19 protein-coding genes and 2 pseudogenes are annotated in these 21,700 nt (G+C 67.7%); 11 read left to right on the top strand and 10 right to left on the bottom strand.

What is annotated here, in order from left to right:
* Window positions 1–52: 52 nt before the first annotated feature.
* Window positions 53–1,399, top strand: coding sequence for a tRNA uridine-5-carboxymethylaminomethyl(34) synthesis GTPase MnmE (gene mnmE, locus O8I58_RS12430; protein ID WP_298316427.1), 1,347 nt, complete (start codon window positions 53–55; stop codon window positions 1,397–1,399).
* Between the two features lie 93 nt (window positions 1,400–1,492).
* A complete protein-coding gene (locus O8I58_RS12425; RefSeq protein ID WP_298316425.1) occupies window positions 1,493–2,524 on the top strand; it encodes an energy transducer TonB in 1,032 nt (343 codons plus the stop codon).
* Window positions 2,525–2,604: 80 nt separating this feature from the next.
* Here O8I58_RS12425 and O8I58_RS12420 read toward each other — a convergent pair whose 3' ends face one another.
* The 6 genes from O8I58_RS12420 to O8I58_RS12395 form a co-directional block, all read right to left on the bottom strand.
* Entirely contained in the window at window positions 2,605–3,786 is a 1,182-nt protein-coding gene (locus tag O8I58_RS12420) for an ABC transporter permease (RefSeq protein WP_298316421.1), read from the bottom strand.
* Window positions 3,783–4,529, bottom strand: coding sequence for an ABC transporter ATP-binding protein (locus O8I58_RS12415; protein WP_298316419.1), 747 nt, complete (start codon window positions 4,527–4,529; stop codon window positions 3,783–3,785). The genes O8I58_RS12420 and O8I58_RS12415 overlap by 4 nt, the downstream gene beginning before the upstream one ends.
* Window positions 4,526–5,986 carry an alpha/beta hydrolase gene (locus O8I58_RS12410; RefSeq protein ID WP_298316416.1) on the bottom strand — a complete coding sequence of 487 codons (1,461 nt, stop codon included), beginning with the start codon at window positions 5,984–5,986 and terminating at the stop codon, window positions 4,526–4,528. The genes O8I58_RS12415 and O8I58_RS12410 overlap by 4 nt, the downstream gene beginning before the upstream one ends.
* 92 nt (window positions 5,987–6,078) lie before the next feature.
* A complete protein-coding gene (locus O8I58_RS12405; RefSeq protein WP_298316413.1) occupies window positions 6,079–6,273 on the bottom strand; it encodes a type II toxin-antitoxin system RelB family anti-toxin in 195 nt (64 codons plus the stop codon).
* Entirely contained in the window at window positions 6,270–6,857 is a 588-nt protein-coding gene (locus O8I58_RS12400) for a hypothetical protein (RefSeq protein WP_298316411.1), read from the bottom strand. Before O8I58_RS12400 ends, O8I58_RS12405 begins: the two co-directional genes overlap by 4 nt.
* Before the next feature lie 57 nt (window positions 6,858–6,914).
* Window positions 6,915–7,625, bottom strand: a complete 711-nt coding sequence (locus O8I58_RS12395; protein ID WP_298322952.1) for an FAD-binding oxidoreductase — start codon at window positions 7,623–7,625, stop codon at window positions 6,915–6,917.
* Window positions 7,626–7,766: 141 nt separating this feature from the next.
* Here O8I58_RS12395 and O8I58_RS12390 point away from each other — a divergent pair, with 141 nt between their 5' ends.
* The 5 genes from O8I58_RS12390 (at window position 7,767) to O8I58_RS12370 (ending at window position 12,320) form a co-directional block, all read left to right on the top strand.
* The gene (locus O8I58_RS12390; RefSeq protein WP_298316408.1) at window positions 7,767–8,738 is read left to right on the top strand and encodes an ABC transporter ATP-binding protein; all 972 of its coding nucleotides are present in this window, start codon (window positions 7,767–7,769) and stop codon (window positions 8,736–8,738) included.
* A complete protein-coding gene (locus O8I58_RS12385) occupies window positions 8,735–9,538 on the top strand; it encodes an ABC transporter permease (RefSeq protein WP_298316405.1) in 804 nt (267 codons plus the stop codon). The genes O8I58_RS12390 and O8I58_RS12385 overlap by 4 nt, the downstream gene beginning before the upstream one ends.
* A 138-nt stretch (window positions 9,539–9,676) precedes the next feature.
* Entirely contained in the window at window positions 9,677–10,708 is a 1,032-nt protein-coding gene (locus tag O8I58_RS12380; protein WP_298316402.1) for an OmpA family protein, read from the top strand.
* Window positions 10,709–10,805: 97 nt separating this feature from the next.
* A complete protein-coding gene (gene panE, locus O8I58_RS12375; protein ID WP_298316400.1) occupies window positions 10,806–11,744 on the top strand; it encodes a 2-dehydropantoate 2-reductase in 939 nt (312 codons plus the stop codon).
* A 66-nt stretch (window positions 11,745–11,810) separates the two neighbouring features.
* Window positions 11,811–12,320 carry a hypothetical protein gene (locus tag O8I58_RS12370; RefSeq protein WP_298316397.1) on the top strand — a complete coding sequence of 170 codons (510 nt, stop codon included), beginning with the start codon at window positions 11,811–11,813 and terminating at the stop codon, window positions 12,318–12,320.
* Window positions 12,321–12,336: 16 nt separating this feature from the next.
* On the opposite strand, the gene O8I58_RS12365 is transcribed toward O8I58_RS12370, so the two are convergent.
* The gene (locus tag O8I58_RS12365) at window positions 12,337–13,131 is read right to left on the bottom strand and encodes a TatD family hydrolase (RefSeq protein WP_298322949.1); all 795 of its coding nucleotides are present in this window, start codon (window positions 13,129–13,131) and stop codon (window positions 12,337–12,339) included.
* A 68-nt stretch (window positions 13,132–13,199) separates the two neighbouring features.
* Between O8I58_RS12365 and hrpB the strand changes: the two are divergent.
* Both hrpB and O8I58_RS12355 read left to right on the top strand, forming a co-directional pair.
* Window positions 13,200–15,705: pseudogene (hrpB, locus tag O8I58_RS12360) on the top strand (ATP-dependent helicase HrpB).
* 130 nt (window positions 15,706–15,835) lie between these two features.
* The gene (locus O8I58_RS12355) at window positions 15,836–16,252 is read left to right on the top strand and encodes a hypothetical protein (protein ID WP_298316394.1); all 417 of its coding nucleotides are present in this window, start codon (window positions 15,836–15,838) and stop codon (window positions 16,250–16,252) included.
* A gap of 117 nt (window positions 16,253–16,369) precedes the next feature.
* Here O8I58_RS12355 and O8I58_RS12350 read toward each other — a convergent pair whose 3' ends face one another.
* From O8I58_RS12350 to O8I58_RS12340, 3 genes and pseudogenes are all read right to left on the bottom strand, one after another.
* Window positions 16,370–16,912: a pseudouridine synthase gene (locus tag O8I58_RS12350; RefSeq protein WP_298316391.1), complete on the bottom strand. Its 543-nt coding sequence runs from the start codon at window positions 16,910–16,912 to the stop codon at window positions 16,370–16,372.
* Window positions 16,913–16,963: 51 nt separating this feature from the next.
* A complete protein-coding gene (locus O8I58_RS12345; RefSeq protein WP_298316389.1) occupies window positions 16,964–17,218 on the bottom strand; it encodes a DUF2164 domain-containing protein in 255 nt (84 codons plus the stop codon).
* A 15-nt stretch (window positions 17,219–17,233) separates the two neighbouring features.
* Window positions 17,234–17,992 (bottom strand): annotated as a pseudogene (locus O8I58_RS12340) (methyltransferase); the annotation flags it as partial.
* 237 nt (window positions 17,993–18,229) lie between these two features.
* Between O8I58_RS12340 and O8I58_RS12335 the strand changes: the two are divergent.
* Together O8I58_RS12335 and bglX are read left to right on the top strand one after the other, a co-directional pair.
* Window positions 18,230–19,192 carry an aldo/keto reductase gene (locus O8I58_RS12335; RefSeq protein ID WP_298316383.1) on the top strand — a complete coding sequence of 321 codons (963 nt, stop codon included), beginning with the start codon at window positions 18,230–18,232 and terminating at the stop codon, window positions 19,190–19,192.
* A gap of 150 nt (window positions 19,193–19,342) precedes the next feature.
* Window positions 19,343–21,529 carry a beta-glucosidase BglX gene (gene bglX / locus O8I58_RS12330; protein ID WP_298316380.1) on the top strand — a complete coding sequence of 729 codons (2,187 nt, stop codon included), beginning with the start codon at window positions 19,343–19,345 and terminating at the stop codon, window positions 21,527–21,529.
* Window positions 21,530–21,700: the final 171 nt, after the last annotated feature.

Here is a 21,700-nt window from a genome sequence, read left to right as displayed (position 1 = left end):
GGCTTTCGTTATGGGGCACCGCACGAGGCCCATCGCACACCAGGAGGGGCCCATGCCGACACCGAACATGCCCGACACCATTGCCGCCGTTGCCACTGCGGCGGGCGCGGGCGGCGTAGGCATCGTGCGGTTGTCCGGACCGCAGGCGTTGTCGATTGCGGCCGCGCTGGGCGCCGCCGAACTGCAGCCGCGGCAGGCGCGGTACGCGCGCTTCGTCGATGGCGATGGCACGGTGATCGACGATGGCATCGCCTTGGCATTTGTTGCGCCGGCCAGCTTCACCGGCGAGGACGTGGTGGAACTGCAGGCCCATGGCAGTCCGGTCATGCTGCGTACGCTGGTCGCGCGGGCCTGTGCGCTGGGTGCGCGTGCGGCGCGGCCAGGCGAATTTTCCGAACGGGCGTTCCTCAACGGCAAGCTCGACCTGGCCCAGGCCGAAGCGATCGCCGACCTGATCGCCGCCGGTGATGCGCGCGCCGCGCGCGCGGCGCGGCGCTCGCTCGACGGCGTGTTCTCGCGTCGTGTCGACGCCTTGTCCGAACAGCTGGTGCGGCTGCGGGTCCACGTGGAAGCGGCCATCGATTTTGTCGACGAACCGCTCGACACACTCGGTGGCGCAGCGGTGCGCGCCGGTGTGGACGCGGTGATCGAAGCATTGACCCAACTGTTGGCCGAAGCCGAACGCGGCCGTCGCCTGCGCGATGGCCTGCACGTAGTGATCGTGGGCCCGCCCAACGCCGGCAAGAGTTCGCTGCTCAATGCACTGGCCGGGCGCGAGCGCGCCATCGTCACCGACGTGGCCGGCACCACCCGCGACACCTTGCACGAAACCATCCGTGTCGACGGCCTGGAACTGACCCTGGTCGATACCGCTGGTCTGCGCGATGGCGGTGATGCGATCGAGCGCGAAGGCATGCGCCGCGCCGGTGAGGAACTGCAGCGTGCCGATATCGCCCTGGTGATGGTGGACGCGCGCGATCCGAATGCCGGCCAGGCTGCGGTTGCCGGCGTGCTCGACCCTGGCACCCGCCAGCTGTGGCTGTACAACAAGATCGACCTGCTGGCCGATACGGCCACGGTGCCGGACCACGCGCTGGGGATTTCCACCCGCACCGGCGCCGGGATCGACACACTGGTGGTTCGCCTGCAGGCACTGGTGACCGGGCAGGCCAGCGAATCGGCCGACGGGGAATTCTCGGCCCGCGCCCGGCACGTGCTGGCGCTGGAGCTGGCGCTGGGGCACGCGGGCAACGCAAAACGAGAGATTGGTCACGAAACTCTTGAGCTGGCCGCTGAAGAATTGAGGCTCGCACTGGACGCGCTGGGGGAGATCACGGGGAAGATCTCACCCGATGCACTGCTGGGGCGGATCTTTTCCACGTTCTGTATCGGCAAATAGGCGCTTGCCGCCTGTTGACAACACCTGGCGATTACCGCGATTTTCACCTCGCAGGCATTCGTCAAGAAATGCTCACCCAGGGGAAACAACCAGATGTCACAGCACACACTGACCGCATTGCGGCCCGTGGCAGCGCTCGCGCTGCTGGGCCTGTTGGCGGCCTGTTCGCCCAAGCAGCCTGACGCCGCCACCGGGAGCGCCAGCACCGGTCCCAACGATCCGGCCACCGCCGCCCAGGCCGTCGCCGCCGATACCCCGCCCAAGCCGGCCGTGGCTGCCAGCGTCCAGGCCATGAGTGCCGATGACCTGCGCGCCGCGGCCAACACGGCGCTGAGCCAGAACCGGATCTATGCACCGGGCGGCGACAACGCCATGGAGTACTACCTGGCCTTGCGCGACAAGCAGCCCGACGACCCGGCCACCACCAGCGCCCTGACCGACCTGATGCCCTACACGGTGATCGCCGCCGAACAGAGCATCAGCCGCAAGGACTTCGAGGAAGCCAAACGCCTGCAGGCGCTGATCACCAAGGCCGATCCCAAGGCACCGGCGCTGCCGCGCCTGAGCCAGGCCATCACCAGCGGCGAGAAGCTCGTTGCCCAGCAGACCACCGACGAGGCCAGCAAGGCCAAGGCGGCCGCTGACGCCAAGACCAAGGAAACCCAGCGCGTGGCCGAACAGGCGGCGCAGCAGAAACAGGCCGCCGATGCCTTGGCCGCCCAGCAGCGTGCCGAGGCCGCCCGCGCCGAATCCGCGCGGGCAGCAGCGGCCGACACGCCACCAGCACCGCGCCCGGCGGCGGCGGTCGAGCGCCCCGCACCGGTCGCCGAAGCGCCCGCGCCACGCCCTGCCGCACCGGCCGCTGCCAGTTCCGGCGAACGCCGCCTGCTGAGCGCCCCGCCGCCGCGTTATCCGATGGACGCACTGCGTGCCAACACCAGTGGCCAGGTGGTCGTGGAGATCACCATTGGCGGCGACGGCGACGTGACCAATGCCCGGGTGGTCGAAGCCAACCCGCCGCGCCTGTTCGACCGCGCCGCGCTCACCGCGGTCAAGCGCTGGAAGTTCGAGCCCACCGGCGGCATCAGCACCACCCGCCGCACGATCGCCTTCAATCCGGGCTGATCCTCCGGCAAGCGCAGTACAAAGAAGGGGCCGGAGAAATCCGGCCCCTTCTGCATGGCACGTGTCGAATCGGGATTTCGTCAGCCCGAGATCGCCAGTTGTTCGCCACGGTAACGGCGCACCGCCAGGAACCACATCAATCCCGACAGACCGAAGCTGGTCGCAAGATAGACCGCCCACTGCACCACCTCGATCGCTTCGCCGCGGACTACTTTCAGGATCAGCTGGTTCTGCGACAGGAACGGCACCGCGAACTGCCAGAGCTGGGTCTTGACCGGATTCACCATCAGGATGATCGAGGGCAGCATCGGCAGCAGCATCAGGTAGCTCATGTGGCTCTGTGCTTCCTTCATGCTCTTGGCGGTGGCCGAGAGGAAGGTGAGCAGCGTGGTCCCGATGAACACCATCGGCATCAGGATCAGCAGCAGCATGGCGATCGTGGAGAAACTCACCGCCATTTGCCGGCCCACGGTCGGCGAGATGACCGCCGTGAGCTTGAACATCAGCAGGGTGAAGGCCAGCGACAGCAGCGCGACCGCGCACGCCGCGGCGACCTTGCCGCTGACGATCGCACCACGTGCCGCCGGCGTGGCCAGCAGCGGCTCCATCGACTGGCGCTCACGCTCGCCAGCCGTGGCATCCATGATCAAGTAGGCGCCACCCATGAACGCACTCAGGATCAGCAGATAAGGCAACAGCACACCGACCAGACGACCGCGCTTGGCTTCTTCGGAGGCCAGGTCGGTGTCGGCGATCTGCAGCGGTGCGGCGGTGGAAGGACTCACCCCGCGGGCGAGCAGGCGCAGCGCTCCGACCTGGCCGCTATAGGCTTTCAGCAAGGCCTGCACACGCTTGACCGGCACTTCAGCGTTCTGGCGGGTGCTGTCGCTGAGGACTTCCACCGGCGCCGGTTCGCTCTTGCGCCACTTCTCGGCATAGTCGTCACCGATGCGCAGGACCACGTCTTCCTTCTGGTTGGCGATGGCCGCCGCGATGTCCTTCGGCGGATCCTTGATGGTGACGTTCTGGCCTTCCAGCCAGGCGATCAGGTTTGGCGCGTTGTCCTTGCCGATCACCGGCAGCTCCAGCGGTTTTTCCGACAGGTCGCGGATCCGGTTTTCGGTCAGGGTGAACACACCGATGAGCAGGATCGGCAGCAGGATCGGGCCGAGTGCCAGCGACAGGAATACCGTGCGCCGGTCGCGGAACAGATCCTTCAGTTCCTTGCACATCACGATCCACAGGGTCTTCAGGCTGTTCATGCGACCAGACCCTCCTCGGAACCGATCGCCTTGACGAAGGCGTCTTCCAGGTTTTCTTCGCCGTAGTGCGCGCGCAGCTCGTCGGCAGTGCCGGCGGCCACCACGGTGCCCTTGGCGATGATCACGATGCGGTCACACAGCGCGGCGACCTCCTGCATGATGTGGCTGGAGAACACCACGCAGCGTCCTTCGCCACGCAGCTGCTTGAGGAATTCGCGCAGGCCACGCGTGGTCATCACGTCCAGGCCGTTGGTGGGCTCGTCCAGGACCACGTTGCGCGGGTCATGCACCAGCGCGCGGGCGATGGCGGTCTTGGTGCGCTGGCCCTGGCTGAAGCCTTCGGTGCGACGGTCGATGAAGTCCTGCATGTTCAACGCCTGCACCAGGCGCTCGGTGCGCGTGTTGATCGTGTCGCCGTCCAGGCCGTGCAGCTGGCCGAAGTAGGCGATGTTCTCGCGTGCAGTCAGGCGCTTGTACACGCCGCGCGCATCGGGCAGCACGCCCAGCGAGCGGCGCACGGCCATCGGGTCGGTCGCCACGTCCACGCCATCGATCAGCACCTGGCCCGCGTCGGGCTGCATCAGGGTGTAGAGCATGCGCAGGGTGGTGGTCTTGCCGGCGCCATTGGGGCCAAGCAGACCGGTGATCTGGCCATCGGCGGCGGTGAAGTCCACGCCACTGACGGCCTTGACCTCGCTCTTCTTGGTCTTGAAGGTCTTGTGGAGATTCTGCAGGGCGATCATGGGTCCCATCCGTAGAAGCCGGTGAAAGGCGGGGTGTCGGTCAGTCTGTCCAGGCACTTGCCATCGAGCGCCCTCGGCTCCAGTCCATCGAGGAACTTGCCCAACAGCTGCGGCGTGCAGCCGACCGCGATGACGTTGTGGCCCTGGCCGCGCAACACCAGGTGGCGCGCGTTGGGCAGCGCCTTGGCCACTTCGTCGCCATAGCGTGGCGGGGTGACCGGATCGAACTCGCCACTGAGCAGCAGCGCCGGCACGTCCGTGGACAGCGGCTTGCGGAAGTTGGCTGCGCGCGTGCCTTTCGGCCACACCGCGCATTGCGCCTTCAAGCCTTCGATGATGGCGTTGCCGAGCAGCGAACCCTCCTGCGACGGATCGGCCTTCAGCTCGCTGCCATCCTCGGCGCAGATCACCGACAGCTGCATGCCCATCGCCATCGCATCGGCCAGCGAGCCGCCGATCATCTTGGCGGTCGCAGCCAGCGTGTCGTAGCGGCCCTGCGCGGCTTCGGAAAACTGCAGCGGCAAGGTGGCGGTCATCAGCGGCAGGTACGCCGACATGCGCACCAGCACCGCAACGTCGCCAGCATGCAGGGTTTCCTGCCTGGCCTCGCCGGTGGCTGGATCGCGGAAGCTCACCGTCGGTGGTGTGTCCTTGAGCGTCTTCATCAAGGCATTGAGGCGCTGGCGTGGATCGCCGAGCTTCTGGGTGCAGGCCGCATCCCTGGCGCAGCGGCCGAACTGCAGGTCCAGCGCGTGCTCCAGGTTCTGCGCGAACTCGTTGCCCAGCACCAGCGAATTGGGCGCCACGCCATCGAGCACGATCGCGCGGGTGTGCTGCGGATAGGTGGCCGCATATTGCTGGGCCACGCGGGTGCCGTAGGACACGCCGACCAGGTCGATCCTGTCGGCGCCGATGGCCTGGCGCACGGTGTCCAGGTCGGCGATGGCGTCACCGGTGGTGTAGAAGCGCAGGTCGGCCTTCTTCTGCAGCTGCGCCATGCAGCTACGCGCGTAATCACCGGCAGCCTGTGGCGAATCGGTGTCCATGCTTTCGGCGGGGTTCGCACACTGCAGCGGATTGGAGCCGCCGGTGCCGCGCTGGTCCACCAGGATCACGTTGCGCTTCTTCACGATTTCCGCGAACGCCGGCTGCACCTGCGGGTAGCTGTCCAGCGCGGACTGGCCGGGGCCGCCGGCGAGCATGAAGACCGGGTCGGGCTCGGCCGCGGTGTCCTGCTGGGCTGGGATCCAGCCGATGCGCAGGTTGATCTTGCGGCCCTGCGGGTCCTTGGGATTTTCCGGCACCGCCAGGGTGCTGCACTGTGCCTGGACCACACTGGCGGACAGCGGCGCGCTCAACGCACACGGCTTGAATTCAAGCTTGCCCAGGGGACGGCCTTGCGCCGCTGGCGCGCATGCGGCCAGGATCAGGGCGGGGAACAACCAACGGTGCTGCATGAGGACACTCCTTGAAGGACAGCGGTATTTCCTGCGTGGATGCTGACACGACGTGTCGTGCCGACGGATGTGACCGAAGGCAGGGGCGGGGATTACGGATCGAACAGGAAGATCGCCTCGATCGGCTCGCCGAACAGCCGGGCGATCTGGAAGGCCAACGGCAGGCTGGGGTCGTACTTGCCGGTTTCGATGGAGTTGATGGTCTGGCGCGACACGCCCAGACGTTCGCCCAGCGTGGCCTGCGACCAGCCCTGCGCCTCGCGCAGTTCGCGCACGCGGCTGTTCACAGGTAGCGCCGCATCAGCCAGACATAGAAGCCGGTGCGCACGATCAGCAGCCACACGCCGAGCCACAGCAGCGCGTTGCCGGTATCGACGTGGACCAGGCCCGCCTTCAGCAGCACCCAGGTGGCGAAGTAGGCCTGCGAGACCACCAGCGCCGACAGCGCCCAGCTTTCCATCTCGATCTTGCGCATCAGCTCGTCGAGCTGGCGCAGGTGCAACACCATGGCGGTGCTGTAGAGCGCCATGGCCAGGGTCGCCACGTATAGCGCCACCGCCGTCCACGACAGCCACGCCACGCGCTTGTCGCGCAGGCCGCCGTGCTCGCGCGCTTCCACCAGCTGGAAGTAAGCGCGCCGCGCCGCGGGAACCGCCAGGACCAACAGCAGCAACGCCAGTGAACAGGCGGCGCCTGCCGCCATGCCTTGCAGGGTGTCGCGCTGGGACGTGCCGAGGCTGGGCAACAAGCTCGGCACCAAGGCCAACACGGCCGTGACCAGGACAAACAGCCCGATCAGCGGCAGGCGCCAGCGCAGGGAGCGAGGAGCAGGCGTCGACATGGCGCACCAGGTGTCAAGGGAGGTTGACATCATCCTGCGCGTGGGTGGCCGGACATGTCAAGCGTGCTTTACAAGACAAGTGCCCGCTTATTTCGAGCTGACGTATTTTTCGCGCCGGATCTGCGGCACCGGCAGTTCGGTTTCCTTCAAGGCTTCGAACGTGGCATCGACCATGTCCGGGTTCCCGCACAGGTAGGCGATGTCGCGTGCCGGGTCCGGGCCGATCTCGGCCAGGAACTGCTGCACGTAGCCGTGGCGCATCTCGGGATGGGCCGCGTCGGGCAGGCCGCGCGACAGGCAGGGCAGATAGCGGAACTCCGGATGCGCGTCGGCGAAGGCGCGGAACTCGTCGTGGTACAGCAGCTCGCCCAGGTTGCGCGCGCCCTGCAGCAGGATGACTTCGATGCCGCGCTCGCGGATCAGCGTGGCCAGTGCCGGCAGCATCGCCCGGTACGGGGTGACGCCGGTGCCGGTGGCGATCAGCAGGTAGCGGCCGTTGTGGTCGCCCGGCTGCAGGCAGAAACGGCCGAACGGCCCGCTGGCCTGCACCTCGCCACCAATGTCCAGCCCTTCGAACAGCGCCGTGGCCGAACCGCCGGGCACATAGCTCACTGCGATCTCCACCGATTCGCCCGGGCCCAGTGCGTGGTCGTGCAGGTTGGCCAGCGAATAGCTGCGACGCGTGGCGGTGCCGTCGGCGTAGCTGAAATGGACCTGGATGAACTGCCCGGGGATGAAGTCCAGCGGTTGGCCATCGGCCCGGGTGAACACGTAATGGCCCACGGTGGGCGCGATCATGCGGCGTTCGGCGAGCTTCAGCGGGAACTGGGGAATGGCCAAGGCAGTGGAACGGTCTGGTGCCCGGGCGTTCTGGGCGGGGCGCCTATAATAGGCAATCGCTGTCCAGCGGGCCTTGATGTCCGCGCAAAGGCCCATCCAATGACTTCTCTTCCCACGGCGGCCGGCAACGTCCCGGCGCTGTCCATCGTCGACCTGACCAAGCGCTACGACAACGGCGTCGAAGCGCTCAAGGGCGTCTCGCTGGATGTCGAACCTGGCGATTTCTTCGCCCTGCTTGGCCCCAACGGCGCCGGCAAGTCGACCACCATCGGCATCATCTCCTCGCTGGTCAACCTGACTTCCGGCTCGGTCAAGGTGTTCGGCGTGGACATCGACACGCACCGCGATGCGGCCATGCGCCTGATCGGCCTGGTCCCGCAGGAAATCAACTTCAACCTGTTCGAGAAGCCCTACGACATCCTGGTGAACTACGCCGGGTTCTACGGCATCCCGCGCAGCGAAGCCGGCCCGCGCGCCGAAGAGGAACTCAAGCGCGCCCAGCTGTGGGACAAGGCCTTCATGATGAGCCGCACGCTGTCCGGCGGCATGAAGCGCCGGCTGATGATTGCCCGCGCCATGATGACCCGGCCGCGGCTGCTGATCCTGGACGAACCCACCGCCGGCGTGGACATCGAGATCCGCCGCGGCATGTGGAAGACGCTCAAGGACATCAACGTCGCCGGCACCACGATCATCCTGACCACGCATTACCTGGAAGAGGCCGAGAGCCTGTGCCGCAACCTGGCGATCATCAACCACGGCCGGATCGTGCAGCAGGGGCCGATGCGCGCGTTGCTGGCGCAGCTGGACGTGGAAGGCTTCCTGTTCGATATCGAAGGTGAACTGCCCGCGCAGCTGCCGGTGATCGAAGGCACCACCCTGATCGCGGCGGATCCGCACACGCTGGACCTGGACATGCCGCGCGCGATGGACCTCAACCGTGTGTTCGAAGCGCTGGCGGCCGCCGGCATCCGCGTGCGCTCGATGCGCACCAAGTCCAACCGGCTGGAGGAGTTGTTCGTGCGCATGATCGCCGCGCCCGCCGCCACGTCCACGGAGGCTTCCGCATGAGCAACCCGACCCAGGTACCGACCACCAGCAACACCCAGCGCAACCTGACTGCGCTGTGGACCATCGCCCGCCGCGAAGTGGCGCGCATCCTGCGCATCTGGGGCCAGACTCTGGTGCCGCCGGCGATCACCATGACCCTGTACTTCCTGATCTTCGGCGGCCTGATCGGCTCGCGCGTGGGCGACATGGGCGGCTACAGCTACATGCAGTTCATCGTGCCGGGCCTGGTGATGATGAGCGTGATCCAGAACAGCTACGGCAACATCAGCTCCAGCTTCTTCGGCGCCAAGTTCGGCCGCCACGTGGAAGAGCTGCTGGTCAGCCCGATGCCCAACTGGGTGATCCTGCTGGGCTACGTCGCCGGTGCGGTGCTGCGCGGGCTGATGGTCGGCGCAATCGTGCTGGTGATCGCGATGTTCTTCACCCCGGTGCGCGTGCCGCATCCATTGGTGACCCTGACCACGGTGCTGCTGGGCGCGACGATCTTCTCGCTGGCCGGCTTCGTCAACGCAGCCTACGCGCGCAAGTTCGACGACATCGCCATCGTCCCGACCTTCATCCTGACCCCGCTGACCTACCTGGGCGGCGTGTTCTATTCGGTCAAGCTGCTGCCGGGCTGGGCCGAAGCGCTGACCCATCTCAACCCGATCTTCTACATGGTCAACGCGTTCCGCTACGGCCTGCTGGGCAGCTCGGACGTGCCGCTATGGGTGGCCTACGCACTGATGCTGGGCTTCGTGGTGGCACTGGGCGCGCTGGGCCTGTGGCTGCTCAAGCGTGGCGTGGGACTGCGGAGCTGACCCACGCGATGTGCTTGTCCTGGCCAGGGGTGTCCATCAGCTTCGGCTGACGGCAGGACCCTGAAAACTCCCCTTGTTTGTCGTGCCATCGAGCGGCCCACTAGACTGCGCCTCTCGCATCGGACAAGGGAGTCAGGCATGAATCAGGTCAACACGGCAGCACTGTTGGCAGCGATCGTCATGGGCTTGGGGGCCTGCAAGAAGCAGGAACCGCCAACATCGCAAGACACGCCAGCCGCGGCTGTAACTTCCGCCGCAACTGACCAGGCCGCATCCGCGCCAGCCACAGCATCCCCCGCAGCCAAGGTGTTTGATGTGGCCAGCTTGCCGGTGTCGAGCGTTGCGCTGGGTGCCTTCCCCTATATCAAGCTGCCTGATGGTTACGAGCCGACTAACCGGACGGAGACAGCGGATTTCGACCAGGTCCCGCTGTGGACCGGCGACCGGCTTGAGCCGGTGGAGGGAAAGATTTGGTGGACCGGCGTCAGCACGGCCAGCGGCAAGACGTTTTCGCAGCTGGAGCTGACTCGCAACATAGAGACTGTCGTGACCGCGATGGGCGGCCAGGAGATCTTCGGCGGAGACATTCCGGACGTGGCGAAAGACGCGCTCAAATCCTGGCCTGGCGATCCGCTCGTGCGATTCAACGATGGCCTTGGCAATGTGCTTGGCAACCCGGTCAAGGTGTTTGTCGTCCATCGCGCCGATCGCGACATCTGGATCAACCTGTCCAGCTACCAGTTCGGCGGCGGGTTGCTCATCGCTGAGACCGCCCCGATGCAGATCACCGCCGGGCTGTTACCCGCGGCGGAATTGAAGGCGCAGATCGACAAGACCGGCAAGGTCGCCCTGCACGTCAACTTCGCTACCGACAAGACCGAGATCCTGCCCGATTCGCAGCCGCAGATCACCCAGGTCGTGCAACTGCTCAAGGAGGATGCACCGCTCAATTTGGCGGTCAACGGCTATACCGATAACAGCGGCGATGCGGTGCACAACAAGATCCTGTCCGAAGGTAGGGCCAAGGCGGTCGCCGCCGCCATCACGGAGCAGGGCATCGATGCGGGTCGGTTGTCGGCGGCAGGATTCGGCGCCGCCGAACCGGTGGCCGACAACGCAAGCGAAGACGGCAAGGCGCAGAACCGTCGCGTCGAGCTGGTCAAGCAGTAACGCGCCCGGTGGTGCGCGTCAGCGGTTGGCGCACACCGTTGGCGAGGTGCAGGTACACGTGTTTACATGCCGGTCCCCTTGTTGCGTGGATGGTCGGATGCGGATTCTGGTGTTGGGTGCCGGTGGCACCGGTGGGTATTTCGGTGGACGGCTGGCGCAGGGCGGGGCCGATGTCACCTTCCTGGTGCGCGAGGGCCGCGCCGCGCAGCTGCAGCGCAATGGCCTGATCATCAAGAGCCCGGTGGGCGATGCGCAGTTGCCGGTGGCGCATGTCACCGCCGACGCGCTGCCAGCGCTGGCTGCCGACACGCCGTTCGACCTGGTCCTGCTGAGCTGCAAGGCCTACGACCTGGATAGTTCGATCGAAGCCATCGCGCCTGCGGTCGGCCCGGGCACGACCGTGCTGCCGATCCTCAACGGACTGCTGCACTACGCGGCGCTGGATGCGCGGTTCGGTGCGGACAAGGTGCTGGGTGGGCTGTGCTTCATCAGTGCGACGAAGGGCGAGGGCGGCGAAGTGCTGCACCTGGGCAAGGCCGCGTCGATCACCTTCGGTGAGCGCGACGGACAAGCCGACAGCGTACGCACGCAGGTGCTGGCTGCGGTGTGCAGGCAGGCGGGCCTGCATTTTGAACATCCCGCCGATATCGCGCTGGCGCAGTGGACCAAGTACAGCTTCCTCACGGCGCTGGCGGCGGCAACCTGCCTGCTGCGCGGCAGCGTCGGCGCGATCGTCGCGGCCGAAGGCGGGCGCGATTTCATGACCGGCCTGTATCGCGAGTGCGTGGACGTGGCCAGGGCCAGCGGCGCGGCGATTCCGGAAACCATGCAGGTCAGCATGTTGGAACGCCTGACCCAGCCCGGTTCGGACCTGACCGCCTCGATGCTGCGCGACCTGCAATCGGGCCAGCGTGTGGAAGCGGCGCATATCGTCGGCGACATGGTCCATCGCGCGGCCCATGCCGGCCTGCGCGCGCCGCGCCTGGAAACCGCGTGGATCCACCTGCAGGTGTTCCAGGCCGCGTCCGCCGGCTGAGCCTTCGCGCGGAGGCGACGTCACACTGCCCATGCTCCGACGCCACGATTCGCGCGGAGCACGGCAATGAAGGCGTTCGAAAAGGTGTTCCTGGTCGGCCACGTCGTGGTGATCGTGTTGTTCGTGCTGTGCGGCGTGGGCCTGATGTGGATGGCCGGCACCGAGCTGCTGCACGCCTTCCAACAGGACACGGGCGACGCACGCGCACGCTTCAACCTGGTGTTGGAATGCATCGGCCTGCTGACCATCGCGTTGGTGTCGATGGAGCTGGGCCAGACGATCTTTGAGGAAGAGGTGATGCGAGACGTCAAGGTCAGCGGGCCAACCCGCGTGCGCCGGTATCTGTCGCGCTTCATGGTGGTCATCGTGATCGCGCTGTCGATCGAAACCCTGGTGATGACCTTCGAACTGGTCCACGAAGATCCGACCAGGCTGCCCTACGCCGGCGCGATCGGGCTCACGGCCGCAGTGCTGCTGATCGCCTGGGGCGTGTTCATCAAACTCAACCGCGCCGCCGAGGAGCTGGAACCCGAAGCAATGGAAGACGCCAAGCAGGAAGACGACAAGGTCGAGTGACCCCGGCGTCAGCCCGTTAGGCCGCGGGCAATCCGAAGAACGCGCGCGCGGTGTCGGTGGTGTGGGCGGCGGTGATCGCGATGTCCTCGCCACGGTCGCGCGCGACTTCCTGCGCGATATGCGGCAGGAACGACGGCTCGTTGCGACGGTCCTTCGGCAGCGGCTTGAGCGTGCGCGGGAGCAGGTAGGGCGCGTCGGTTTCGAGCATCAGCCGATTGGCCGGAATGTGCGGCACCAGTTCGCGCAGGTGCGCGCCCCGGCGTTCGTCGCACAGCCAGCCGGTGATGCCGATGTGCCAGTCCTGGTCCAGGTAGTCGAACAGTTCTTCGCGGGTGCTGGTGAAGCAATGCACCACCGCGGCCGGCAGCTGCCCGGCGAACTGCTTCATCACCGCCATGAAATCCGCATGCGCGTCGCGCTGGTGCAGGAACAGCGGCTTGCCGGTATCCACTGCGCTTTGCAGCTGGCGTTCGAACGCCTTGCGCTGGGCCGGGCGCGGCGAGAAATCGCGGTTGTAGTCCAGCCCGCATTCGCCCACCGCCACCACTTCGGGCTGGGCGAGCAGCGCGCGCATCTCCGCGTCGCATTCGTCGGTGTACTCGGTGGCGTGGTGTGGATGCACGCCGGCGGTGGCGAACAGGAAGCCTGGATGCGCGCGCGCCAGTTCCAGCGCCTTGGGTGAATGCTCGCGGCTGGCGCCGGTGATCACCAGCTGGGCCACGCCGGCCGCGCGTGCACGCTGCAGCACGGCGTCGCGGTCGCGGTCGAAGGAATCGTGGGTCAGGTTGGCGCCGATATCGATCAGGTGCATGCGGGAGACGGTGCGACGTGGGACGCGCATTGTAGGGTGCACGGCCCGCGCGCCTTATCCTTGTGCCGATGTCGTCCGCGTCCTTCCCCATTTCGTCCCTGTTGCCGCAGCTGATGCAGTCGCTGCAGGAGCATCCGCGCCTGGTGCTGGAAGCCCCGCCCGGCGCCGGCAAGACCACCCAGGTGCCGCTGGCGTTGCTGGATGCGCCATGGCTGGCCGGCAAGAGGATCGTGATGCTGGAGCCGCGGCGCGTGGCTGCGCGCGCCGCGGCCGGCTTCATGGCCAGGCAGTTGAACGAGGTGGTCGGTGACACCGTCGGCTACCGCATCCGCTTCGACAACAAGACCAGCGCGCGCACCCGGATCGAAGTGGTCACCGAAGGCATCCTGACCCGGATGCTGCAGGACGACCCGCTGCTGGAAGACGTCGGTGCGCTGCTGTTCGACGAATTCCACGAGCGCCACCTGGCCGGCGACCTCGGCCTGGCGCTGGCACTGGATGTGCAGGGCGCGCTGCGCGAGGAGCTGCGCATCGTGGTGATGTCGGCCACGCTAGATGGTGCGCGCCTGTCGCAGTGGCTGGACGCGCCGCGCCTGTCCAGTGAAGGCCGCAGCTGGCCGGTCGCCGTTTCGCATTTCCCCGCGCGCCGCGACGAGGCGCTGGAACCGCAGGCCCGGCGTGCGGTCGAGGCGGCCATCGCTGCGCACCCGGGCGATGTGCTGGTATTCCTGCCCGGGCAGCGCGAGATCGCGCGGGTCGACGCCGCGCTGCGCGACAGCGCGGCCCTGGCCGAGGTCAGCGTGCTCGCCCTGCATGGCGAGCTGCCGGTCGAACAGCAGTCGGCCGTGCTGCAGCCCGATCCCGATGGCCGTCGCCGCGTGGTCCTGGCGACCAACGTGGCCGAGTCTTCGGTGACCTTGCCGGGCGTGCGCGTGGTGATCGACAGCGGCCTGGCGCGCGAGCCGCGCTTCGATCCCAATAGCGGTTTCTCGCGGCTGGACGTGGTGCATATCGCCCAGGCTTCGGCCGACCAGCGTGCCGGTCGCGCAGGCCGTGTCGCCGAAGGCGTGGCCTGGCGGTTGTGGCCGGCCTCGCAGCGCCTGGAGCCGCAGCGCCGGCCGGAAATCGCCCAGGTCGAACTCGCAGGCCTGGCGCTGGAACTGGCGGCCTGGGGCAGCGACGACCTGCGCTTCGTTGATCCGCCGCCGCCGGGTCCGCTGGCCGCCGCGCGCGACCTGCTGCAGCGGCTGGGTGCACTCGATGGCAGCCATGCGATCACCCCGCTGGGCAAGCAGCTGTTGAAGCTCGGCACCCACCCGCGCCTGGCCACCATGCTGCTGACCGCGCCGGCCGGTGCCAGCCGCGCACTGGCCGGCGATATCGCCGCGCTGGTGGAAGCGCGCGATCCCTTGCGCGGTGGTGGCGATGCCCTGGCCGCACGCTGGCGTGCGCTGGCCGCGTTCCGGCATGGCCGCGCGCCGGCCGATGCGCATCGCTCCGCACTTGCCGCCATCGACGCGGCCGCCAAGCAGTGGCGCCGCCGCCTGCGCGAAGACGCGCCGCCGCCGCGCGAGACCGAAGCCCACGCGCTCGGCGACCTGCTGGCATTGGCCTTCCCCGACCGCATCGGCTATCGCCATGCCACCGACCCGCTGCGTTATGCGCTGGCCAATGGCCGCACCGCGCGGTTGTTCGACGACAGCGCCCTGCGCGGCGAGCCATGGATCGTGGCCAACGAACTGCGGTTCGAAGCGCGTGATGGCCTGATCCTGCGCGGCGCGCCGGTGGATGAAAGCTTCCTGCGGGCGCGCTTCGCCAGTCACTTTTCCACGGGTGACCATGTGCGCTGGGATGGCGACCGCCGCGCGCTGGTGGCCCAGCGCGAGTCGCGTTTCGACGCGATCGTGCTCGACGCCCGCCCGGCCGGGAAGATCGACCCGCAACACGCCGCGGCCGCACTCACCGATGCGGTGCGCGAGCTGGGCCTGGATGCGTTGTCCTGGACCGACAACCTGCAGCAATGGCGCGCCCGGGTGCGCAACCTGCGCGCCTGGATGCCGGAACTCGACCTGCCGGACCTGTCCGACCAAGCGCTGCTGGCAACGCTGGATGTGTGGCTCAAGCCTGCCTTCGCCGGCAAGACCCGCCTGGACGCGCTCGACGAAAGCGAACTGGGGCGAAGCCTTGAAGTCGTCCACCGACTGGTCCACCCGCCAGCGCATCGACACGCTGGCGCCGACGCGCATGGCGGTGCCGTCGGGCATGGAGCGACGCATCGACTACGCCGTCGAGCACGATGGCAGCCCGCGCGCGCCGGTGCTGGCGGTCAAGCTGCAGGAATTGTTCGGCCTGGGCGACACGCCGCGCATCGCTGACGGCCGCATTCCGCTGACCCTGCACCTGCTCTCGCCTGGCGGCAAGCCGCTGCAGGTGACCCAGGACCTGCGCAGCTTCTGGGCCAACACCTATGCCGAGGTGAAGAAGGAAATGAAGGGCCGGTATCCCAGGCATCCGTGGCCGGACGATCCGTGGAACGCGATGGCGACGCATCGGGCCAAGCCGCGCGGGACCTGAAAGATATCGGCCCTGGATGAGAAAGGCCGAAGTGTTCAGCCCACGGCCGGTCTGCCGCACTGCCGCACACATGGCCTCGACATGCCTGCCGGGACACTGGGCCCCCTTTCATCGGCCAAGGGGTCCAGCAATGAGCAAGTTCACCGACATCAGCGATCGCGCGCTGGAAACGGCCCTGGACCTGGTCCACCAGGCCGGCGACGGCCTGCGCAGTGCCGGCAGCAGCGTCCGCGACCTGGTGCCCTCGCGCCGGACCAGGGACCGGTTCATCAAGAACAGCGCCGCACTTGGTGCGGTCCGCACCGGCGGCAAGGTCGCTGGCAATTTCGTCAAGCGCAACCCGGTGGCCGTGGGCGCGGCCGCGGCGGTGGGCATCGGCCTGATCGGCTATGCGGTGTTCCGCAAGTACAAGCAGAAGCAGGCCACCACCGCCATCGAGGGCAGCGCGCGCCGGCTGGAGCCGGCCACCACCCGTGGCAATGCCGGCGTGCGCTCGCGCACCGCACAGCAGAGCCGCGTGGCTCCCAAGACGCCCGGCGAAAGCTGAGGCCTCGCGGCAGCGCGCTCGATGCGCCGCAACGCGGGCATCGAACCACTGCCGAAACGAAAATCACGACGCCCGGCATGACCGGGCGTCGTGCTATCCGGCCTCAAGGCGCCCGGCTCAGGGTTGCTGGATGCGCCACTGGCCAGGCTGCAGCGCATCCAGCGCCACTGCGCCCATCGAAGCGCGTACCAGCCGCAGCGTGGGCAGGCCAACGGCGGCGGTCATGCGCCGCACCTGGCGGTTGCGGCCTTCGCGCAGGGTCAGTTCCAGCCAGGCATCGGGCACGGTCTTGCGCACGCGGACCGGCGGATCGCGTGGCCACAGGGGTGGCGGTGTTTCCAGCAGCGTCGCGCGCGCAGGCAGGGTCGGGCCATCGTTCAACGGCACCCCTGTGCGCAACGCGCGCAGCTGCTCTGGCATGGGCGTGCCTTCCACCTGCACCCAGTAGGTCTTGTCCTGCTTGTGGTGCGGATCGGTCAGTCGATGGGCCAGCCCGCCGTCGTCGGTGAGTAGCAACAGGCCTTCGCTGTCGTAGTCCAGGCGCCCGGCGGCATACACGTTCTTGGGCAGGCCGAACTCGGCCAGCGTGCGCCGCGGCGTCGCGCTGCGGTCGGTGAACTGGCACAGCACGTTGAACGGTTTGTTGAAGGCGATCAGCACAGCGGCAGGCGTGGCACGAACGAACGGCCGCCTAGTGTGCGGCCGCACGCCTCACTTGCGGAACTCGGTCGGCTTTTCCAGCTGGTAGATCGCCTCGCCCAGTTCGTCGATCTTGTTGCTCAACACCGCCTGCGCGTCGGACAGGCCGCGGTTGTAGAAATAACCGCCAACCTCGTTGGAGAAGAAATCCAGCAGGAATTCGGCGTCGAACCGGCCGATCTCCTGGCGCAGCTCCTGGTCGAAATACAGCCGGATGCGGCGCACGATCTGCGCCTTCTCGTCTTCGCTGAAACGGATCTCCGCCATGGAACGCCTTGCGAGTTAGGGCTTCACGAAGCGCAGGGTCATACGGTCGCTTTCGCCGATGGCCTGGTACTTGGCGTCGTCGGCAGGGGCGTGCTTGTTGGTCGGCGGCAGCGTCCACACGCCACCGGGATAGTCCTTGGTGTCGCGCGGGTTGGCGTTGATCTCGCTCCTGGCGTCCAGCTTGAAGCCGGCCGCGGTAGCCAGCGCGATCACCTGTTCCTCGCCCACGTAGCCACTCTCATCGCCATCGGGCACGGCCTTGGCCGCGCGGTGTTCGACCACGCCCAGGGTGCCGCCGGACTTGAGCACGGCGAAGAAGCCCTTGAACATCGCCGCGTCGTTGTCGGCCATGCGCCAGTTGTGCACGTTGCGGAAGGTCAGTACCACGTCGGCCGAATCGGCCGGGCCGAAGCTCGGCGTGGCCGGTGCGTACGCCACCAACTTGGCTTCGCCGTACTGCGCGGGAGAGGCCTGGTAGAAGGCCTCCAGGCTGTCCCTGGATTTCTGCTGGTAGGCGCGCGAGCTTTCCGCAACTGCGGCCGGGTCGACGACCGCGGCGATGTAGTGGCCCTGGCCTTTCAGGTACGGCGCCAGGATGGCCGAGTACCAGCCGCTGCCCGGGGTGATCTCGATGACGGTGTCGTGCTGCTGCACGCCGAAGAACGCCAGGGTCTGGCCGGGATGGCGATAGCGGTCGCGGGCGACATCGGCGGGCTTGCGCCAGCTGCCGTCGATGGCCGCCTGCAGCGGTGCCGGGACGGTGATGGTGGTTGCCGCAGTGGCCGTGGTCTGTGCCAGGGCCGGCAGCGCCGGCGTCAGGACAGCGCATAACGCGAACATGACAAGCGGACGACGCATGACGGCTCCTTGGCAGGAAAAGTGGCGCCGAGCCTAGCACGCAGCGTTGCCCGCAGCCGGTTGCCGCAGCCCCTGCCTGCACGTAGGTTTAAACGCGCCCGGTCTAGGCTGTGGCGCCACGATTTTGCCTGCGAACCAAGGAGATCCCCCCAGATGACATCCCTTCCACAGCGTCCGCTCGGCAGGTCCGGCATCACCGTCGCGCCACTGGCCTTCGGTGGCAACGTCTTCGGCTGGAGCGTCAAGGACGCGGCCGCCACCGGCAGGCTGCTTGATGCCTTCGTCGACGGTGGCTTCAACCTGATCGATACCGCCGACATCTACCCGGCCTGGGTGCCGGGCAACAAGGGCGGCGAATCCGAAGCGCTGATCGGTCAGTGGCTCAAGGCCAGCGGCAAGCGCAACCAGGTCGTGATCGCGACCAAGGTGGCCAAGTGGGCCGAACACCCGGGCCTGTCGCCGGACAATATCGAAGCGGCGGTCGACGATTCGCTGCGTCGCCTGGGCATCGACACCATCGACCTGTACCAGGCCCACGAGGATGACGAGTCGGTGCCGCTGGAAGCCACGCTGGGCGCGTTCGCGCGCTTGATCGACAAGGGCAAGGTGCGCGCCATCGGCGCGTCCAACTACAGCGCCGAGCGGCTGGAGCAGGCACTGCGTTGTTCCGAAAGCCAGGGCCTGCCGCGCTACGAAACCCTGCAGCCGGAATACAACCTCTACGACCGTGCCGGTTACGAGGACGCGCTGGAGCCGCTGGTGCAGGCCGAAGGCCTGGCGGTGATCAGCTATTACTCGCTGGCCAGCGGCTTCCTGACCGGCAAGTACCGCCACGCTGCCGACGCGGCCAAGAGTTCGGCCCGCGGCGCGCAGGTGGTCAAGCAGTACCTCAACGCGCGCGGCAAGGCGATCCTGGACGTGCTGGATGGCGTGGCCACCGCGCATGCGGCCACCCCGGCCCAGGTGGCGCTGGCCTGGCTGATCGCGCGCGAATCGATCACCGCGCCGATCGTCAGCGCCAGCAGCGTCGAGCAGCTGCAGGAGATCATGCAGGCCGCGCGCCTGGTGCTGACGCCGGCCCAGGTCCAGGCGCTGGAGGCTGCCAGCGCCGCTTGAACCGGCAGAACGGGCGCCTCTCGACAGATCGACCCTGCCAGTGCAGCCTGCGTGGTTTCGCGTGGCCTGCAGGGCAGGGCCAGCCATCGGGGCTTGGCTTCCGCCGGGCATGGCTTAGAATGCATGGAAACGTTTTCATGGCAGGGCCGGATGTCGAACTCGGAACGGATTGACAGCCTCATCGCGCAGATGACGGTGGAAGAGAAAGTGGGCCAGCTGGGCATCTTTGCCGACGCGCTGCGGCCATTCGCCCCCGACGTGAACCCCGAGGCCAACGCCCAGGGTGCCGCCGAGGTGCGCGCGGGCATCCGTGCCGGTCGCATTGGCGCGTTGTTCAACGGCGTGGGCGCGGTCGAAGGCCGTGAGGCCCAGCGCCTGGCGGTGGAAGAGTCGCGCCTGGGCATCCCGCTGCTGCTGGGATCGGACGTGATCCATGGCATGCGCACGGTGTTCCCGATCCCGCTGGGCGAGGCTGCGAGCTTCGAACCCGATCTGGCCCGCCGCACCGCGCGTGCGACCGCCGTTGAAGCGACCGCCGCCGGCATCCACTGGACCTTCGCCCCGGCCGTGGACATCGCCCGCGACCAGCGCTGGGGCCGTGGCGCCGAAGGTGCGGGCGAGGACGTGCTGCTGGGTTGCGCCTTTGCCGCCGCGCGCGTGCAGGGTTTCCAGGGCGACGCCGGCCTGACCGCCGATGACAGCCTGCTGGCCACGCCCAAGCATTTCGCCGCGTACGGCGCGGTCGGTGGCGGCCTGGAATACAACACGGTCGATATTTCCGAACAGACCCTGCGCGACGTGCACCTGCCGCCGTTCAAGGCGGCCTTCGATGCCGGCGCCATCACCACGATGAGCGCCTTCAACGACATCAACGGCGTGCCGGCCAGCGCCAACCGCTGGCTGATGACCGACCTGCTGCGCGGCGCCTGGCAGTTCCCCGGCCTGGTCGTGTCCGACTACACGGCCGACATGGAGCTGGTCGCCCACGGCTATGCCGCCGACGACCGCGATGCCACCCGCCGCGCGTTCACCGCCGGCCTGGACATCAGCATGCAGAGCGGCTTCTACGAGCAGCACCTGGGCGGGCTGGTCGAAAGCGGCGAAGTGACCATGGCGCAGCTGGATGAAGGCGTGCGCCGGGTGCTGTGGGTCAAGGAGCAGATCGGCCTGTTCGACAACCCGTACCGCTCGCTCGATCCGGTGCGCGAAGCCGATGCGTCGCACATCGCCGCGCACGAGGCGCTGTCGCGCGATGCCGCGCGTCGCTCGATCGTGCTGCTCAGGAATGAAGGCAACGCGCTGCCGTTGAAGAAGGCCGGGCAGAAGATCGCGCTGGTCGGGCCGTTCGTGCGCGATACCGAGAACATCGAAGGCTGCTGGACGCTGTTCGGCGACAAGTCGCGGTACGTCACCCTGGAAACCGGCGTGCGCGCGGCGATGGCCGACGACGCATTGCTGACCGTGGTCGACGGCTGTGGCCTGGAAGCGGCCATCGACGGTGGGATCGACGCCGCCGTGGCCGCCGCCAACGCCAGCGACGTGGTGGTGCTGGCGATCGGCGAGCCGCAGCGTTACAGCGGCGAAGCGCAGTCGCGCACCCAGATCGTGGTGCCGCCCGCGCACCAGGCCCTGGCCGAGGCGCTGGTCGCCACCGGCAAGCCGGTCGTGGTGCTGCTGCGCAATGGCCGCGCGCTGGCCCTGCACGGCGCGGTGCGCGAGGCGTCCGCGATTGCGGTGACCTGGTTCCTGGGCAGCCAGACCGGCCATGGCGTGGCCGACGTGCTGTTTGGCGACTACAACCCGGCCGGCTGCCTGCCGGTGAGTTTCCCGCAGGATTCGGGCCAGCAGCCGCTGTTCTACAACCGCCCGCGCACCGGCCGCCCCGAGCTGCCGGACATGCACGAGTACAAGTCGCGCTGGCGCGAAATGACGGCCGATGCGTTGTATCCGTTCGGCCATGGCCTGTCGTACACGACCTTCGAACACGGCGCGCCGGTGCTGTCTGCAGACAAGCTGGGCTGGGACGACACGCTGACCCTGACCAGCACCGTCACCAACACCGGTGCGGTGGCCGGCGAAACCGTGGTGCAGCTGTACGTGCACGACCGCGTCGCCAGCCGCGTGCGGCCGGTGCGCGAGCTGAAGGGTTTCAACAAGATCGCGCTGCTGGCCGGCGAATCGGCGCAGGTCAGCTTCCAGCTGGACCGCAGCCTGCTGGCCTTCACCGGCACCGACCTGGTGTTCGGCGCCGAGCCGGGTGTGTTCGACGTGTGGATCACCGATTCGTCGGTGGGCGGCACGCCGGTGCAGTTCGAGCTGCTGCCGCCGAAGGCCTGATCGCGCCCGGGAGCCGTAAAGCGGAGCTTGCTCCGCTGTTCTCCGGTCCGATTGCGGGGAAAGCCCAAGCGGAGTCCTCAAAAGGGGGGGCAACGGGCTCCGCTCTACAGGAGCAAGGGGTCTTGCCCACCAGTGCGCCGGGCACCGCATCACGCAAGACGAAGATGGCCG

It is taken from the genome of Pseudoxanthomonas sp., from assembly GCF_027498035.1.
Classification (GTDB): Bacteria; Pseudomonadota; Gammaproteobacteria; order Xanthomonadales; family Xanthomonadaceae; genus Pseudoxanthomonas_A.
This window is presented reverse-complemented; position numbering and strand designations above follow the sequence as displayed.